Consider the following 16,951-nt stretch of genomic DNA (forward strand, 5'->3'; position numbering starts at 1 on the left):
CCCGGCGGACCGCGGCGGGCGGGCGTCGCACGCTTTCGTCACGACACCCGCCCGCCGCGGGAACGCCCGGTCAGCCCAGCAGCGCGGGCAGTTCGGCGATCGAGCCGAGGACGTGGGTCGCGCCGTCGGCCCGCAGGCGGGCCTCGTCGTGGGCGCCGGTGAGGACGCCGGCGACGACCGGGGCGCCGGCCCGGGTGCCGGTCAGCATGTCGTAGCCGGTGTCGCCGGCGACGGCGATCTGGCGGACCGAGTCGGTGCCGGTGCGCAGCAGCGCGGTGAGCACCATGTCGGGGTACGGGCGGCCGCGGCCGGCGTCGGCCGGGCAGAGCGTCAGGTCGGCGACGGACTGCCAGCCGAGGGCGCCCAGGATGCGGTCCTGGGTGGTCCGGGAGAAGCCGGTGGTGAGGACCACCTTGCGGCCCTGGCCGCGCAGTTCGGCGATGGCCTCGGCGGCGCCGGGCAGCGGGGCGCAGTGGCCGGCGTCGACCAGGTCGTCGTAGGCGGCCTCGAAGGCGGTGTTGGCCAGCCGGGCCTTCTCCTCCTCGCCGAACAGGTGGCGGAAGACGGAGATCTTGGACTCGCCCATGGTGGCCCGGACGTGTGCCAGCATCGGGTCGAACTCCGGGCTGCCGGCCTCGACGCCGAGCTTCGCGGCGGCCGCGGTGAAGGCCTGCTCGACCAGGCCGTCGTCGGCCACGGTGGTGCCGGCCATGTCGAGGACGACCAGGCGGATGTCGTTGGTCATGACAGCGTTCCTTACAGGTTGGCGAGTTCGGCGGTGGTCTCGGCGATGGCGGGCGAGCAGGTCATGCCGCGGCCGCCGGGGCCGGTGACCAGCCAGACGCCGTCGCGCACGCGCTCGCGGTGGACCACCCGGCTGGAGTCGACGCACTGGGCGTACACCCCGGCCCAGCGGCGGCGGATCCGCGGCATCGGACGGCCGAGCAGCTCCTCGACGACGCCGACCAGGTGGTCGTACGGGTCCTCGACGACGTCGAAGCCGAACGGCTGGTCGTACTCGTGGGTGTCGCCGATGGTCAGGCCGCCGTCGCGGCGCTGGACCATCAGCAGCTGCATCTTGTGCTCGGCGGCGACCGGCGGCTGCGGCTGGGTCTCGCGCAGCCGGTCCAGGGCGGTGCCGGCGAAGGCGGGGTAGTAGCGGAAACTGTCGCCGTCGGCGACGGAGGTGGTCAGGGTCTCGCCGAGCGGGTCGGTCTGCATCATCTGGAGCCGCACCCGGCGGACCGGCAGGGCGGGGGCGAGTTCGCGGACCAGGCCGCCGAGCCAGGCGCCGGTGCAGAGGATCACCAGGTCGCCGGTGTGGACGTCGCCGTGGTCGTCGCGGACGGCGTTCTCGCCGACCACCTCGCGCACCTCGCGTCCGGGCAGGAAGGTGTACCGGCCGGTGGACTCCAGGTACCCGCGCAGCGCGCGCTGGGCGGTGCGGGGCTCGACGGCGGCGTCGCGCTCGCACCACAGGGCGCCGAGCAGCTTGCCGCGCAGGGCCGGGTTGACGGCGCGGGTCTCGTCCGGGTCGAGCAGCTTGTAGCCGCGGGCGGCGGCGTCCGGCAGGGTCAGGGCCTGCTCGGCGACGGCGAGTTCGGCCTCGGTGCGGATGGCCGTGAGCGAGCCGTTGGCCCGGAAGCCGAGGTCGGGGACGCGGGAGCCGATGGACTCCCACAGTTCGCGGGCCCGCAGCGCGGTGTCCAGCTCCTCGCCCTGTGCCCGGCCGCTGACCCAGACCAGGCCGAAGTTGCGCACCGAGGCACCGCGCGCCTCGGTCTCGCGCTCCAGGTGGATGACCTCGTGGCCGCGCTCGACGGCCTGCCAGGCGTGCATGCTGCCGAGCACGCCTGCTCCTACGACGATGACTCTCATGCGTCCAGGCTGGTGCGCCCAGGTGTCCCAGGGGCGTCGACCCGCCGTCCCGCAGATGAACCACCTGGGAAGTTGTACAGACAACCCGCGCTGGGTCGGTGGGAGCTACGACCGCACCACCCGCGCCCGGACACGAATGAGCCGGGCGGGCCCCCCGGAGGAGGCTCCACGCCCGGCTCACCTGCCCCACCCGTCGTCCGAGGCCGGACAAGGGGCGAGAAAGAACTACGGAACGGCGGCGGCCCGGCGGCCGACCACGGCCCGGATCACCCGGATCAGCGCCCCTGCGCCCGGTACCCGGAGTAGCCGCGGGCGACCACCGGCAGCTCCCCCGCGCCGAGCAGCGGGCGCAGCGCGCCCGCCCGCATCCGGTCCACCAGCGGCCCGCAGCGTCCGGCGAGCGGCGCCAGCAGCACCGCGACCAGCAGCCCGACCAGCGCGCCGACCGCCACGTCGTGCGGATAGTGCACGCCGACCCAGACCCGGGAGGCGGCCATCAGCACCGCGAACAGGCCGGCCACCCAGCCGAGCCGCCGGTTGACGAACCAGAGCGAGGCCGCGGCGGCGAAGGCGATCACCGAGTGGTTGCTCGGGAAGGACCAGTCCCCGGTGCCCGGGCAGGTCTCCAGCGCGACGCTGCCGGGGATCTGCGCGCACGGCCGGAGTTCCTCGACCGCGCCCTTGAACACCGAGTTGACGCCGTACGCGACGACCACGATCAGCGGCGAGGCGAGCACCCTGGCCATCACGGCCGAGTCCGCGCCGCGCGCCCGCCACCAGGCGTAGACCATGAAGACCGCGAACAGTCCGAGGCCGAGCGCCGACCAGACCTTGATCAGCTCGTCCAGCCAGTGCGGCGCCGACTGCGCCCAGCCGTTGACCCGGCTGTACAGGCCGCCGTCGATTCCGCTGCCGTCGTACACGGCGAGCGCCCGGGAGGACATCACGCGTCACCTCCGTGACGTCGCGCCTTACGGGCGCGGAACAGTTCGAGAACAATGGGGAGCACGGAGACAACTACTACCAGACCGATGATCGGCAGCAGGTACTGGTCGATACCGGGGATGGACGAGCCCAGCCCGTAGCCGGCGAACACCACGCCGACCGTCCAGATCGCGCCGCCGGCCACCTGCCAGAAGGTGAACGAGCGGACCGGCACCTCGAGTACGCCGCAGAGCGGATTCAGCACCGTACGGACCACCGGGATGAACCGGGCGAGCACGATCGCCTTGCCGTGGCCGTACTTGGCCAGCAGCTCTTCGGCCCGCGCCACGCCCTCCAGCAGGCTCCTGCGCCTGGTCCTGGCGAGCAGCGCCCGGCCGCCGCGCCGGCCGATCAGGTAGCCGACCTGCGCCCCGCCGAGCGCGCCGACCAGGGCGGCGGGCAGCACCTGCCACAGCTCCAGCTGCGGCCCCTGGGTGGCGCCGGGCACGCAGAGCAGTCCGGCGGTGAACAGCAGCGAGTCGCCCGGCAGGAAGAAGCCCACCAGCAGGCCGGTCTCGGCGAACAGCACCACGGCGATGCCGAGCGCGCCGAAGGCGGCGAGAAGTGAGGACGCGTCCAGCGGGTTCACCGCGAGGTGAACGGCCGGATCGGCGAGGAACTGGAGCAAGGCCGACGGACCTCCCGTACGTTGGAGGGCGGTTCGCACCGGAACCCGCCCTGATCGTCTACAGTCGCGTAGACGGTCTACATGACTGTAGACGAAACTTGGAGGAAGCGCCGCCATGCCCGACGTACCGTCCGCCCGCCGGCCCGCCGGGGAGCTGGAGGCCGAGGTGCTGGCCGCCCTCTGGTCCACCCGGCAGCCGATGACGCCGCAGGACGTCCAGGCCGCGCTCGGCGGGGACCTCGCCCGCACCACCGTCGCGACGATCCTGGCCCGGCTGTTCGACAAGGGGACGGTCGAGCGCACCCGGGCCGGCCGCGCCTACGCCTACGTTCCGACCGTCCAGGACACCGCGGGGCTCGCCGCCCGCCGGATGCACACCGAGCTCGGCCGCGAGGCCGACCGCTCCACCGTACTGGCCCGCTTCGTCTCCGACCTCTCCGCCGAGGACGAGCAGCTGCTGCGCGACCTGCTCGGCGACGGCGCCCCGGACGCCCCGGAGGCGGATCCGACGGGGCCGGGCGCACCGGGAGCGGCCGGCCGATGATGCTCGCCGTCTGGGTCCCGCTGCTGCTGCCCTTCCTGGCCGCCCCGCTGGCCCGCCGCCTCGCCGAGGCGCTGCCGCCGCGGGCCGCCGCCTGGATGCTGGCCGGCAGCGCCGCCGTCCTGGCCGGCGGCACCCTCTGCTCGCTCGGCCTGCTGGCCGTCGACGGGCTGCTCCAGCTCCCACCGGTCGCCGCCCTCGGCCACCTCTCACTGCCCTGGCTCACCGCGGCCTCGCCCGACGCGCCGTTCGCGGCCGTGCTGGCCGCCCTGGCGCTCCTCGCGCTCGGCGCGCTGGCGGTGCGCACCGCACGCCGGCAACTGCGGGAGCTGCGCATCGCCAGGGCCGCGCTCCCGGCCCACGACGCGCCCCGCACGGAACCCTCCGGCGGCACCGACGGCAGCCTCGCCGACCGCGCCGGCGCCGTGGGTGTCGGGGGTGCCCTCGGTGCCGTGGGTTCCGCGGCTGCCGACGATCACCGTACGGACCGGACCGGCGCCCACCACCCGCTCCGCGAGCGCTCCTCCGTCCAGCATCCGGACATGCGCCCCCCACACGCCTCCGTGCGCCGGTCACGCCTCCCGGCCTGGCCGGCCGCCCTGCCACGGCCCGCCGCACTGCTCCGGACGGCCACCCGCCTGCGGCCCGCCGCACTGTTCCGGACCGCCGACCACCCGCTCACCGTCCTGGACGACGAGTGCGCCGACGCCTTCGCCCTGCCCGGCCGCCTGGGCCGCCCCGGCCGACCGGGCGAGCCCGGCCGGATCGTGGTCACCTCCGGCATGCTGCGCGCCCTCAGCGCCCCCGAGCGCTCCGCCCTGCTCGCCCACGAACGGGCCCACCTGACCGCCCGCCACCACGTCTTCCTCGCCCTCGCCGAGCACGCCGCCGGCATCCACCCGGCCCTGCGCCCGCTGCGCGCACCCCTCGGGTACCACCTGGAGCGCTGGGCCGACGAGGTGGCCGCGGCCCGGGTCGGCGACCGCGCGGTGACCGCCCGCGCGGTCGGCCGGGCCGCCCTGGCCGCGAGCCGTTCCCCCTGGCCGGGCCGCCCCCGGCTGGTCGCCGCCGCCCACTCGGGACCGGTCCCGCGCCGGGTCGCCGCCCTGCTCCAGCCCCGCCCGGCCGGCGCCCCCGGCACCTGGCTGCGGGCCGCCGCCGTGGCCCTGGCCGCCTGCCTGGTGCTGAGCACCGGCGCCACCCTGGAGGCCACCGCCGACCTGCACCACACCGTGGAGGCGGCCCAGCAGGGCACCGGCGCGCGGCACTGATCCCGCCCGGCCCCCGGGCCCCGCCGCCGAACGCCCGCCGGGCGCCGCCGGGGCCCGGGGGCCGGCCACGGTTCCGTACCGCCCGGTAGGCGGAGTTGCCGGACCCCGTCCCCAGCGGCCCACCGCCCCCGTACGCTTTCGTCAGCGCGTCGGCCCCGGCGCGTCCTCGAACGGTGGCGAGGAGCGAAGCGCGTGCGGCAGACCGGACGGCAGTCCCGACGACCAGAGCGCCGCACCCCGCCGACCACGACGGAACTGGCCAAGGTCCACGACCGCACCCTCGCCGACGCCGCCGCCCGGGAACTGGCCGCCCCCGCCCTCACCGCGCAGCCCGCGGGCCCGGGCCTGCTCGAACCCCGGCCCGAGATCGGCGACTCCTGGGCCCGGCTGCGACGCCTCGGCCTCGACCCCGACAGCGGCGCCGCCGCCGTCCTGCTCGGCCCCGGCGAGATAGAACAGCGCCGCCGCACCAGCGGGCTCGACACCGTCCTGCCGGTGCTGCGCGAGACCCTGCTGGAGGTGGGCGGCGCGGCCCCGCTGCTGGTGGCCGTCGCCGACGCCGAGGGCCACGTGCTCTGGCAGGAGGGCGAGCGCGGCCTGCGCCGCAGCGCCGACCGGATCGGCTTCATCACCGGCGCCCGCTGGACCGAGGAGCGCGTCGGCACCAACGGCATCGCGGCCGCCCTGCGCATCCGGCGCCCGACGCACGTCCACTCCGCCGAGCACTACCTGCGCAGCCACCACGCCTGGACCTGCGTCGCCGCGCCGCTGCGCGACCCCGGCACCGGGCAGCTGGTCGGCGCCGTCAACCTGAGCGTCCCGGCGCACAGCGTCCGCCCGTACCTGCTCCAGCTCACCGCCACCGCCGCCCGGCTCGCCGAGACCGAGCTGCGCGCCCGACGGCTGGAGGCGCTGCACGAGCTGCGCGCCCTGGCCGCCCCGCTGCTCGCCCGGGTCGGCGGCCCGGCGCTGGTGGTGGACGCGGCCGGCTGGACCGCCGCCGCGGCCGGGCTGCCGCCGGTCGGCCGGCTGCGGGTGCCCAGCGGGGGCTGGACCCCGGCCGCCGTGCACTGGGTGCCGGGCCTGGGCGAGTGCGTGCTGGAGCCGCTCGCCGACGGCTGGCTGGTGCGCCCGGTGCGGTCACCCGAGGACGGCGGCTCCGGCGCGGTGACCGCCGAACAGGCCGAGGGTGCCCACCTCCGGCTCGACCTGCGGCGCCCGGACCGCCCGGAACTGTCCGTCCGGAGCGCGGCCGACAGCTGGTCGCACCCGCTCAGCCCGCGCCACGCCGAACTGCTGCTCCTGCTCGCCACCGGACGCGAGGGCAGCACCGCCGCCCAGCTCGCGGAGGCGCTGTTCGACGACGCCCGCCGGACGGTGACGGTCCGCGCCGAGCTGTCCCGGCTGCGCCGCTACCTGGGCGGGCTGCTGGCCCACCGGCCGTACCGGTTCGCGGAGTCGGTGCTGGTCACCGTGGACGGGCCGGACGACCCGTACGACCTGCTGCCCGCCTCCTCGGCCCCGGCCGTCCGGCGGCTGCGGGCCGCGCTGGCCGCGGGGACGGCCCGGCTGCCCGGTACGCCGTCCCTCCCGCCGCCGCGCGCCGCCGGTCCGGCGGGGCGTCGCTGACGCCGCGGCACCGGCCTCGGTCGGCCTCAGCCGTCCGCGAGCAGGGCGGCCAGGTCGGCGTCGGTGGGGCCGCAGACCCGCTCCTGACGCTCGGAGACCAGCGCGTAGGTGCGGTCCAGCCAGGCCTGCACCCGGGGCCTGGGAGCCTCCAGCAGCGCGCTGCCGTGCGGGGACTCGAGCGCCAGGTGCAGCGTCGCCCCGTGGCACGGGCAGTACGCCGGCCACAGCTTGACGTCGCCCTGACCGCTCAGCGCGCGCAGGCCGTCGCGCAGCAGTTCGCGGGAGAACACCCAGTCGGCCTCGTCGGGCCGCCCCAGGTGGAAGGTCAGCAGCACCTCGTACGGGCGCGCGGCGTCGAACCGGAACCGGGTGAGCACCTCGCCGACCACCTCCTCGCCCAGCGAGATTCGCAGGATCAGCACCTCCTCCTCCACCGCCGCCGGAGCGGCGGTGGAGCCGTCCCCATCGCCGCCCGTGGGGGTGGCGGCGAGGGGTGCACTGGAGGCTGCGGACAGCGGGTCGGGCGGCATGACGGTCTCTCCGGGGCGGCTTGGGATGCCCTCAGCGTGCGTCACACCCGGCGCACCGGGCAAGGGTTGCAAGGGGGTTGCAACGCCCCCCGTCCGGCGCGGCCACCCCTTACCGCGCTTGTCGGACGGAGTGTCAACTTCCGCGTATCGAACGGGTGTCCACGAAGTGGATGGGAACCGACCGGGGTGCGGTCGCCCGCTGGTACGCTCTCCCCCTCCCCGCGCGGGCCCGCGCGGAACCGGTCCTCGGCGGCCGGAGCCGGGCCCGGCGGCGACGCGTGGGAGAATACGGCGACGCGACGGCGGCTTCGGGGAGGGAGGGGTCCGGTGGCTGTGCGCGAGGACACCGCGCGAGACGTGCAGCACGAGCCCGCACGGCACGGCCGGCACGGGCGGCCGCGCCCGTTCGGCGGGCTGTTCCGACTGCCCACCCTGCGCTTCTCCGGCGCCGCGATGGCGATGTCCACCGTGGTCGGCATCAGCATCGCCACCACCCTGCTGCTGAACGAGCAGCAGGGGATCGGCCGCCGGGCCGGCGTCGCCCGGGTCGGCACCACCCCGCCGCCCACGCCGGGCACCACCGACCAGACCGAGGCGGCCTCCGCGCAGACCCCGACCGACGGCCCGTCACCCGGCTCCTCCTCCGGCCGCCCCGTCGGCGGCCGGCCCTCACCGAACCCCTCCTCGCGCCTCTCGGCGCACCCCACGGGGCCCGCGCCGGTCGCCGCCTCCCCGTCCGTGCCCCACGGCGGGAGCCCCGGCGCGCCCCAGACCGGCGGCCAGGCCTCGGCCGGGCAGGACGCGCCGGCCTCCGGCACCCAGCTCGCCGGCACCGAGGCCCGCGTCCAGGCCGACCCCTCGCCCTCCCCTTCCCTCTCCGTCCCCCCGGTCCCGAACGCCAAGCAGCCCGGCTACGCCCCGGGTCCGGCTCCCGCCCCGGGCGCCGGGCAGCCCGACCAGGGCGCGGCCGCCACCGGCCCGGCGCCGAACCTCCCCGGGCTGCGGCCGACCGCGCCCACCCGCCCCGTGCCGCCGCCGCTCGCTCCCCTCCCGGCCGCCGGGGAGGCCCCGGCCGACACGGTCGACGGCAACGGCAACGGCCCGGCCGGCCCCCGGCCCTCCGCGGACACCGACCAGGCGCTGACCGGCGCCGCCCGGCTCTCCCCGCTCGGCCGCGACGGCCTGCGCCACCGGCTCACCCTCGCGGTGGCCGAGCCGGTCACCGCGTTCCAGGCCGAGTTCCGGCTCGCCCCGGGCGAGTCGGCCCCCGGCAACGGCACCGCCTGGACCGACCTGCCGGGCGCCGTGGTGACCGCCCAGCAGGAGCGCGGCACCCTCGTCTACCGCTTCACCACCCCGCCGGGCACCGACGTCCGGCCCGGCACCTACACCTTCGGCGTCCTCGGTGCCCGGCCGGCCGCCGACCCGTCCGCCGGGGTGCGCAGGGCGGCCCCGGTGGAGGGCTGGAGCGTCTCCGCCTTCGCGCTCGACCACCCCCGCGCGGTGGCCGCGCTCGGCACCTTCGGCCCGGTGCAGCCGCTGCCCGCACCGGCCTCCGGGACGACCCCCGGGGCGGGTACCGGGGTGGCCACCGCCCCTGCCGCCACGGCACGCTGACCTGCCGAAGGCCGCCCCGTAACGGTCGTTCGACGATCCGGCAGCAGGCCGTTCCGGACGGGCGCATCCCCGTACCCCCGTTCGTTACTGTGGGCAGCACCCGGCCCGGCGCCCCCGACGGCCCCGGCCGGGCCGCCGATCCGCACCCGAGGAGGAGTCCGTGTCCACCGTCCTGACCCAAGGCGGCAACGCACCGCTGACCGCCGCGCGAGTGACCGTCGAGGTCACCGCGCCCAAGGCGCTGGACGTCTCCGGCCTGCTGCTGACCGATGCCGGAAAGGTCCGCTCGGACGACGACTTCGTCTTCTTCAACGCCCCGAACGGCCCCGGCGTCAGCCACCGCCCGGCCACCGCCGGCTCCCCCGACGCGATCACCGTCGACACCCGGGCCGTCCCGGCCGGCATCACCAAGATCGTGGTGACCGCGAGCCCCGCCGACCAGGTCTCCACCTTCGCCGGGATGGAGCCCACCGCCACCGTCCGCGACGCCGACACCGGCGAGGCGCTGGTCACCTTCACCCCGCCCCGGCTGGGCCTGGAGACCGCGCTCATCGTGGTCGAGGTCTACCTGCGGGGCGGCGTCTGGAAGGTGCGCGCGGTCGGCCAGGGCTACGCCGACGGCCTGGCGGGCATCGCGACCGACTTCGGCGTCACCGTCGAGGACTCCCCGGCTCCGGCCCCGGCCCCGGCCCCGGTTTCGGCCCCGGCGCCCGCCACCCCGGCCCCGGCGCCCGCCGCTCCGGTCGCGCCTCCGGTCTCGGTGGACCGGACCGTCCAGCTCCCGGCCCCGCCGGCCGCCCCGCCGATGCCGCCCGTACCGCCGACCGCCCCGGTCGACCCGCGGATCGCACTCGCCACCGGCCAGACCGCCGCTCCGGCTCCGGCTCCGGCTCCGGCTCCGGCTCCGGCCAAGATCACCCTGGACAAGGGCCGGGTCAACCTGGTCAAGGGCAGCTCGGTCTCCCTGGTCAAGAACGGCCGCCCGTTCCTCTCCTCCGTCCGGATGGCGCTCGGCTGGAAGTCCGCCGCCCGCGGCCGCGCCGTCGACCTGGATGCCTCCTGCCTCGCCTTCGACGCCCGGCACAAGCGGCTGGAGACGGCCTGGTTCATGAAGCTGAACATCTTCAACGGCGCGATCTCCCACTCCGGCGACAACCTGGTCGGCGGCGAGGGCGGCGACGACGAGGTGATCACCGTCCACCTGGAGGGCCTGCCGGCCGAGGTCCACGGGCTGGTCTTCGTGGTGAACTCCTTCTCCGGGCAGAAGTTCACCGACGTGCGCGACGCCTACTGCCGGCTGCTGGACGCCCGCACGGAGGAGGAGCTGGTCCGCTTCGACCTCACCCACTCCGAGCCCCACACCGGTGTGATGATGTGCAAGCTGGTCCGCCGCCCTGGCGGTGAGTGGGAGATGACGGCGCTCGGCGAGTACGTCGACGGCAAGACCGCGCGGGCGATGATCGAGCCCGCCGCCGCGGCGCTCTGACCCCCGGCGTCACCGCGACGCCCGCGGATTCACCCCTCTGAGGCATCAAGTCGTCCACACGGCGACTCGATTGACTCTCAGGGGGGTGAACCGCACTCTCCCCCGCACCCCGAGGAGGAGAGCCGTGCCAAGCTTCCTGTCCCGCCTCGCCGTCGCCGGCACCGCCACCGTGCTCGCCGCCGGGCTGACCACCCCGACCACCGCCCAGGCCGCCGCCCGGCCGGGCGACCGCGCCGCCGCACTGCGGTGGACGGCCCTCGGCGACTCCTACACCGCCGGGGTCATCGAGGCCACCGGCGACGAGACGGACCCGCGCGACGGCTGCGCCCGTACCGTCGAGTCCCACCCCGAGATCGTCCGCCGCGACCTGGGCTCCCTGGTCGACCTGCGCAACGTCAGCTGCAGCGGCGCCACCACCGACGGTGTCGACGCGACCGCCCAGGCCCCGCTCGGCCGCCCGCTCCCGCCGCTCGGCACCGACCCGAACGGCCCCTACCCGGCCGTCCCGCCGCAGATCGACGCCGTCGACGCGGCCACCGACCTGGTCACCGTCGGGGTCGGCGGCAACGACCTCGGCTTCGCCGAGATCCTCAAGAGCTGCATCGAACTCGGCGCCGTCCGGCTCGGCCAGGGCACCCCCTGCAAGGACAAGTTCGACGCGAGCCTGCCCGACCGCTTCGACCGGCTGCGGAACGGCTACGACCGGATGCTGACCGCGCTGCACGCCAAGGCGCCGTCCGCCAAGGTCCTCGCCGTCGGCTACCCGCACCTCGTCCCCGAGAACGCCGCGCTCTGCCAGTACGGCAACCTCCTGCAGTTCGGCACCTTCACCGCCGGCGACCTCGGCTGGGCCCGCACCGCGCTCCTGGAGCCGCTCAACGCGCTGATCGCCGGGAGCGCCGCCGCCCACGGCGACACCTTCGTGGACCTCTACCCCGCCAGCGCCGGCCACAGCGTCTGCGACGCCGACCACTGGCTGGACGGCGTGCTGACCAGCGTCCTCCCCCTCGAGTACGCCGTGGTGCACCCCAACGCGACCGGCCAGGCGCACACCGCCGCCCTGGTCGAGAAGGCCGTCCTCGGTGGCTGACCCGGCCGGAAAACCGTTCGCCCGCCCGCCCGTCGGGGGCCATCCTGGTCCGATGCCCATCGAGATCCGCGAGGCCGCCCCCGAGGACTGGCCGGCCGTCTGGCCGTTCTTCCACACCGTCATCGCCGCCGGCGAGACGTTCCCCTACCCGCTGGACATGGACTCCGAGCTGGGCCGGGAGTGGTGGATGCTCACCGCCCCGAACCGCACCGTGGTCGCGGTGGACGAGGACGGGCGCGTCCTCGGCACCGCCAACATGAACCGCAACCGCCCCGGCAACGGCTCGCACGTCGCCAGCGCGAGCTACCTGGTCGACCCGGCCCACCACGGCAGGGGGATCGGGCGGGCGCTGGTCGAGTACTCCCTCGACTGGGCCCGCCGGAGCGGCTTCCGCGCCATGCAGTTCAACGCGGTCGTCGCCAACAACCACCACGCCGTGCGGCTCTACGAGTCACTCGGCTTCACGATCGTCGGCACCGTCCCCGAGGCCTTCCACCACCCGGTGGACGGCTACGTCGGCCTGCACGTCATGCACCGGCCGCTGTAGGGCCCGTCACTCCTCGATCGCCCCGCCGACCCGCCGCAGGTGCCGGCGGAAGCTGTACGCCGGGTCGGCGGCGCGCCGCTCCAGGTACTCGTCGAAGCCGGTCTGCCGGCGCAGCGTGTCCCCGGAGACGATCCGCGCGGCCTGCTCGCGCTCGGTCCGGGCGATCGCGCCGGCCGTCTCCAGCACCTGCGCGACCCGGTCGGCGGGCACGAACAGCACCCCGTCCGGGTCGGCGAACACCACGTCCTCGGCGCTCACCGGGTGCGGCCCGAACTTCGCCGTCAGCAGCGCCTGCGGCTCCCGGGCGTCCAGCCGCACCGGGCCCAGCGGCAGCGCCCCGTAACTGAACACGGGCAGCCCGATCTCCCGCAGCTCGGCGGTGTCCCGGTGCAGCCCCCACACCACGATCCCGGCCACCCCGGAGGCCCGCGCCTCCAGCACCGCGAGGTCCCCGATGCAGGCCTCGTCGGTGCGCCCGCCGTTGTCGACCACCAGCACGTCCCCGTCCCGGGCCGACCCGTACGCCTCCAGGAACACGTCCACGCTCCCGTAGTGCCGCACCGGCAGCGCCCGCCCCGCCACCCGGGCCCCGGCCACCACCGGCGCCACCCCGGCCGGAGCCACCCGCAGCCCCACTCCGAGCCGCACACAGGCGTCCGCCACCAACGGCGTGGACAGCTCCGCGAAAGCCTTCAGCATCCCCAACTCCTCCGCTCGAAAAGCCAGTTCACCAGCAGGGGAATCCTAGGCGAGACGTCAAACTCACACCATCGAGCGAAACTCCGCCGCATACGGCGCGGCCCGGCCGGGCCGCGAATAGCGTGACGGCCATCTGAAGGAGGAGCATCATGAGTGCTGTGGCGCATGAGCAACCGATCACGGGCTCCCCATCGCAGGCCGACATCCTGCTGGAGAGCTTCCTGAGCCTGCACTCCCCCGAAGGCTTCCGAGCCGAGCTCATCGAGGGAGAGATCATCGTGGCACCACCGCCGGACGGCGATCACGAGGACCACATCAACCACCTGCTCAAGCAGGTGATCAGGCTTTCCAAGACCGACATGAGCGTCTCCGGCGGCAAGGGCCTGCGCCTCGTGAGCGGAGGTCTCTGTCCGAAGAACCACGTCATCCCCGACGCCACGTTCGCCCCCGAGGAGCTCCGTCTCTTCCGCGGCGCACCGTCCTGGATGGAACCGGACGGCGTCGCCATGGTGGCGGAGGTGACGTCCGCCAAGCCGGATCTGGACCGGATCACCAAGCGGCACTGCTACGCCCGGGCCGGCATCCCGCTCTACCTCCTCATCGACCGGGAGAAGTCCCAGGTCAGCCTCTTCGCCAAACCGCACCGCGAGGAGTACACGGAGGTCCACCTGGCCGCCTTCGGCGAACCGCTCGCCCTCCCCGCGCCGTTCGGGTTCGACCTCGACACCAAACCCTTCCTCTGACGCGGACGGCCCGCACCCCCCGTCAGGGGTGCGGGCCGTGGCCTGGGACGCCGGAGGTCAGCCGCGGGTGGCCATGGCGCGCAGGAAGAAGGTCAGGTTGGCGGGGCGCTCCGCGAGGCGGCGCATGAAGTAGCCGTACCACTCCTGGCCGTACGGGAGGTAGACGCGCATCGTGTTGCCCTCGCCGGCGAGGCGCAGCTGCTCCTCGGGGCGGATGCCGAACAGCATCTGGTACTCGAAGGAGTCCCGCTTGCGGCCGTTCCACTGGGCCAGCTGGCCGGCGATCTTGATCATGTTGGGGTCGTGCGAGGCGATCATCGGGTAGCCCTCGCCCGCCATCAGGACCTTCAGGGCGCGGACGTACGCGAGGTCGACCTCGTGCTTGCCCTGGAAGGCGACCGACTCGGGCTCCTTGTAGGCGCCCTTGCACAGGCGCACGCGGGAGCCGGCGCCGGAGAAGTCACGGCAGTCGGCCTCGGTGCGGCGCAGGTAGGCCTGGAGCACGACGCCCAGCCAGGGGAAGTCCGCCCGCAGCTCGCGCGCGATGGCGAGGGTGGAGTCGGTGGTGGTGTGGTCCTCCATGTCGAGGGTCACCGTGGTGCCCGCGTCGGCGGCGGCCTCGCAGATGCGGCGGGCGTTCTCCAGCGCGATCTTCTCGCCGTCCACCGGGAGGAACTGGCCGACGGCCGACAGCTTGACCGACACCTCGGCGCCGGCCGCGAGGCCGGTCTCCTTGAGGGCCTTGAGCAGGTGCTCGTAGGCGACGGCGGTGTCGGCGGCCTGGGCGGCGTCCTTGGTGTCCTCGCCGAGGTGGTCCAGGGTGACCTTGCGGCCGGTGGCGATCAGGTCGTCGGTGGCGGTGACCGCGTCGTCGAGGACGTCGCCGGCGACGAAGCGCTCGACTATCGCGTGGGTCGGGGGGAACTTCTCGACCACGGTGCGGACCTGCGGGGACCGGGAGGCCGCGAGAAGGGCGGAACGGAGCATCGTGACTCCTGGTGCTGGTGTTTCCAAGGGTGGCAGAAGGGCCGGGACGGCGGCATCCGGGGCGCCGCGCGCAGCGCGTCCCAAGAAGGGTGGCGGCGGGCGACGGGTGGGAGGGGCCGCCGCCCCGGCGGGCGACGCCCGGCTGCGGGACCGGGCGTCGCGGGTGACCGGTGGCTACTGGGCGAGCCGTGCGATCGGTGGTGCGGGGCTGGTCAGCCCATGTGCGGGTAGCGGTAGTCCGTCGGCGGGACGAAGGTCTCCTTGACCGAGCGGGTGGAGGTCCAGCGCGCCAGGTTCTGCTTGGCGCCCGCCTTGTCGTTGGTGCCGGAGGCCCGGCCGCCGCCGAAGGGCTGCTGGCCGACGACGGCGCCGGTCGGCTTGTCGTTGATGTAGAAGTTGCCGGCCGCGAAGCGCAGCTTGTGCATCGCGTCCTGGGCCGCGGCGCGGTCCTGGGAGATGATCGAGCCGGTCAGGCCGTACGGCGACACCGACTCCATCTGGGCCAGCATCTCCTCGTACTTCTCGTCCTCGTAGACGTACACGGCGAGGATCGGGCCGAAGTACTCGTCCTTGAAGTACTCGCTCGACGGGTCCTGGCAGACCAGGACGGTCGGGCGGACGAAGTAGCCCACCGAGTCGTCGTAGGTGCCGCCGGCGAGGACCTCGACCTGCGGGTCGGCCTGGGCGCGGTCGATGGCGGCCTTGTTCTTGGCGAAGGAGCGCTCGTCGATGACGGCCGACATGAAGTTGGCCAGGTCGCTGACGTCGCCCATGGTGAGGCCGTCGACCTCGGCGGCGAACTCGTCCTTGAGGCCGGCCCAGATCGACGCCGGGACGTAGGCCCGCGACAGCGCCGAGCACTTCTGGCCCTGGAACTCGAAGGCGCCGCGGGTCATCGCGGTCTTCAGGACCTTCGGGTCGGCGGACGGGTGGGCGACCAGGAAGTCCTTGCCGCCGGTCTCGCCGACGATCCGCGGGTAGGTGCGGTAGCCGGCGATGTTGTTGCCGACCTCGCGCCACAGGTGCTGGAAGGTGGCGGTGGAGCCGGTGAAGTGGATGCCGGCGAGCGCCGGGTGCTTGAGCGCGACCTCGGAGACGGCCAGGCCGTCGCCGGTCACCATGTTGATGACGCCCTTGGGCAGGCCGGCCTCCTCCAGCAGCTGCATCAGCAGGTGCGCGGAGAACTGCTGGGTCGGGGACGGCTTCCACAGCACCACGTTGCCCATCAGCGCGGGCGCGGTCGGCAGGTTGCCGGCGATCGCGGTGAAGTTGAACGGGGTGATCGCGTAGACGAAGCCCTCCAGCGGGCGGTGGTCGCTGCGGTTCCACACGCCGTCCGAGGAGATCGGCTGCTCGGCCATGATCTGGCGGGCGAAGTGCACGTTGAAGCGCAGGAAGTCGACCAGCTCGCAGGGGGTGTCGATCTCGGCCTGCTGGGCGGTCTTGGACTGGCCGAGCATGGTGGCGGCGGCCAGGGTCTCGCGCCAGGGGCCGGCCAGCAGGTCGGCGGCCTTGAGGAAGATCGCGGCGCGGGAGTCGAAGGAGAGCGCCTGCCAGGCCGGAGCGGCGGCCAGGGCAGTGTCGATGGCGTCCTGCGCGTCGGCCTGGGTGGCGTTGCGCAGGGTGCCGAGCCGAGCCGCGTGGTTGTGCGGCTGGACGACGTGGATCTCGGTGCCGCCGCCCATCCGGCGCTCACCGTTGATCGTCATGGTCAGCTGGACCGGCTCCTGGCCGCCCAGCTCCTTCAGCTTGGCCTCCAGCCGGGCCCGTTCCGGGCTCCCGGGGGCGTAGCTGTGGACCGGCTCGTTCACCGGCGCGGGGACCTGGGTCACAGCGTCCATAGAGCGCACGCTCTCCTTCGTTCAGTGCGGGGGATCGGCCGGCGCGGGTTGCACACCGACCACAGCACGAACGCTATTCCTGGCCACCGGGCCACATGATTGGCCGGGCGGCTAAATTCCCCCGTACGGCGTTGTCCGGACCGACGAATCGGGTCACGCCGCGGTCACGAACCGCCCTCGGCCGCCCCACTGTTCACACCCCCTCGCACCACCCCGGCCCACCTCGCGCCCCCGGGCTCACGCCCCCGGCTCGCCCGACCGGCTCACGCTCCGGCGCCGGCCTTCTGGGCGTTCACCACCTCGCCCCGGCCGCGACCGCCTCCACCACCGGCCGCCTGGCTCCCCGAGCTGCGCGACGAGGTTCTCGGTGTAGCGCCGCTCGGCGTCCGGCAGCGCGAGGGCACAGTCGTCCTCGATGTCGAAACTCTGTCCGTCCGGCTAAAATCGACCACAAAACGTTGTCCGAGCGGATGAAGGAGG

Annotated in this window: 16 protein-coding genes; 8 read left to right on the plus strand and 8 right to left on the minus strand. The window is 74.8% G+C overall.

Translation table 11 applies throughout. The features are described 5' to 3' along the window. Nucleotides 1–70: 70 nt before the first annotated feature. The 4 genes from ACGF13_RS24305 to ACGF13_RS24320 all read right to left on the minus strand — a co-directional run bounded on the left by ACGF13_RS24305 (nucleotide 71) and on the right by ACGF13_RS24320 (nucleotide 3,490). Entirely contained in the window at nucleotides 71–745 is a 675-nt protein-coding gene (locus tag ACGF13_RS24305) for a phosphonatase-like hydrolase (RefSeq protein ID WP_392878426.1), read from the minus strand. Between the two features lie 11 nt (nucleotides 746–756). Then, nucleotides 757–1,878, minus strand: a complete 1,122-nt coding sequence (locus ACGF13_RS24310) for a TIGR03364 family FAD-dependent oxidoreductase (RefSeq protein WP_392878428.1) — start codon at nucleotides 1,876–1,878, stop codon at nucleotides 757–759. A 275-nt stretch (nucleotides 1,879–2,153) separates the two neighbouring features. Continuing rightward, nucleotides 2,154–2,822 (minus strand): phosphatase PAP2 family protein, encoded by a 669-nt coding sequence (locus ACGF13_RS24315; RefSeq protein ID WP_392878843.1) that lies wholly within the window; start codon nucleotides 2,820–2,822, stop codon nucleotides 2,154–2,156. After that, complete coding sequence (locus ACGF13_RS24320) at nucleotides 2,822–3,490, minus strand: DedA family protein (protein ID WP_392878430.1); 669 nt, start codon at nucleotides 3,488–3,490, stop codon at nucleotides 2,822–2,824. The genes ACGF13_RS24315 and ACGF13_RS24320 overlap by 1 nt, the downstream gene beginning before the upstream one ends. Before the next feature lie 115 nt (nucleotides 3,491–3,605). Between ACGF13_RS24320 and ACGF13_RS24325 the strand changes: the two genes are divergently transcribed. From ACGF13_RS24325 to ACGF13_RS24335, 3 genes are all read left to right on the plus strand, one after another. After that, the gene (locus tag ACGF13_RS24325; RefSeq protein WP_392878431.1) at nucleotides 3,606–4,034 is read left to right on the plus strand and encodes a BlaI/MecI/CopY family transcriptional regulator; all 429 of its coding nucleotides are present in this window, start codon (nucleotides 3,606–3,608) and stop codon (nucleotides 4,032–4,034) included. After that, complete coding sequence (locus ACGF13_RS24330) at nucleotides 4,031–5,302, plus strand: M48 family metalloprotease (protein WP_392878433.1); 1,272 nt, start codon at nucleotides 4,031–4,033, stop codon at nucleotides 5,300–5,302. The genes ACGF13_RS24325 and ACGF13_RS24330 overlap by 4 nt, the downstream gene beginning before the upstream one ends. Before the next feature lie 192 nt (nucleotides 5,303–5,494). Then, nucleotides 5,495–6,931 carry a GAF domain-containing protein gene (locus ACGF13_RS24335; protein WP_392878435.1) on the plus strand — a complete coding sequence of 479 codons (1,437 nt, stop codon included), beginning with the start codon at nucleotides 5,495–5,497 and terminating at the stop codon, nucleotides 6,929–6,931. Nucleotides 6,932–6,957: 26 nt separating this feature from the next. Here the strand turns inward: ACGF13_RS24335 and ACGF13_RS24340 are convergent, their stop codons facing one another. Further along, entirely contained in the window at nucleotides 6,958–7,461 is a 504-nt protein-coding gene (locus tag ACGF13_RS24340; RefSeq protein ID WP_392878437.1) for an SsgA family sporulation/cell division regulator, read from the minus strand. Between the two features lie 327 nt (nucleotides 7,462–7,788). Between ACGF13_RS24340 and ACGF13_RS24345 the strand changes: the two genes are divergently transcribed. The 4 genes from ACGF13_RS24345 (at nucleotide 7,789) to ACGF13_RS24360 (ending at nucleotide 12,201) form a co-directional block, all read left to right on the plus strand. Further along, complete coding sequence (locus ACGF13_RS24345; RefSeq protein WP_392878439.1) at nucleotides 7,789–9,078, plus strand: hypothetical protein; 1,290 nt, start codon at nucleotides 7,789–7,791, stop codon at nucleotides 9,076–9,078. A gap of 172 nt (nucleotides 9,079–9,250) precedes the next feature. Then, the gene (locus ACGF13_RS24350; RefSeq protein ID WP_392878845.1) at nucleotides 9,251–10,564 is read left to right on the plus strand and encodes a TerD family protein; all 1,314 of its coding nucleotides are present in this window, start codon (nucleotides 9,251–9,253) and stop codon (nucleotides 10,562–10,564) included. A gap of 124 nt (nucleotides 10,565–10,688) precedes the next feature. Then, nucleotides 10,689–11,654, plus strand: coding sequence for an SGNH/GDSL hydrolase family protein (locus tag ACGF13_RS24355; RefSeq protein ID WP_392878441.1), 966 nt, complete (start codon nucleotides 10,689–10,691; stop codon nucleotides 11,652–11,654). A 58-nt stretch (nucleotides 11,655–11,712) separates the two neighbouring features. Next, nucleotides 11,713–12,201 carry a GNAT family N-acetyltransferase gene (locus ACGF13_RS24360; protein WP_392878847.1) on the plus strand — a complete coding sequence of 163 codons (489 nt, stop codon included), beginning with the start codon at nucleotides 11,713–11,715 and terminating at the stop codon, nucleotides 12,199–12,201. A gap of 6 nt (nucleotides 12,202–12,207) precedes the next feature. On the opposite strand, the gene ACGF13_RS24365 is transcribed toward ACGF13_RS24360, so the two are convergent. Continuing rightward, on the minus strand, nucleotides 12,208–12,900 hold the full coding sequence (locus ACGF13_RS24365; RefSeq protein WP_392878443.1) for an RraA family protein: 693 nt from the start codon (nucleotides 12,898–12,900) through the stop codon (nucleotides 12,208–12,210). A 149-nt stretch (nucleotides 12,901–13,049) separates the two neighbouring features. Here ACGF13_RS24365 and ACGF13_RS24370 point away from each other — a divergent pair, with 149 nt between their 5' ends. After that, the gene (locus tag ACGF13_RS24370; RefSeq protein ID WP_392878445.1) at nucleotides 13,050–13,643 is read left to right on the plus strand and encodes a Uma2 family endonuclease; all 594 of its coding nucleotides are present in this window, start codon (nucleotides 13,050–13,052) and stop codon (nucleotides 13,641–13,643) included. 57 nt (nucleotides 13,644–13,700) lie between these two features. Here ACGF13_RS24370 and ACGF13_RS24375 read toward each other — a convergent pair whose 3' ends face one another. Both ACGF13_RS24375 and pruA read right to left on the minus strand, forming a co-directional pair. Next, the gene (locus ACGF13_RS24375; protein WP_392878447.1) at nucleotides 13,701–14,630 is read right to left on the minus strand and encodes a proline dehydrogenase family protein; all 930 of its coding nucleotides are present in this window, start codon (nucleotides 14,628–14,630) and stop codon (nucleotides 13,701–13,703) included. A gap of 212 nt (nucleotides 14,631–14,842) precedes the next feature. Next, nucleotides 14,843–16,471, minus strand: coding sequence for an L-glutamate gamma-semialdehyde dehydrogenase (gene pruA / locus ACGF13_RS24380; protein WP_392878449.1), 1,629 nt, complete (start codon nucleotides 16,469–16,471; stop codon nucleotides 14,843–14,845). Nucleotides 16,472–16,951 lie beyond the last annotated feature (480 nt).

The organism is Kitasatospora sp. NPDC048286 (assembly GCF_043201735.1).
In the GTDB taxonomy this organism is placed as follows: Bacteria; Actinomycetota; Actinomycetes; order Streptomycetales; family Streptomycetaceae; genus Kitasatospora.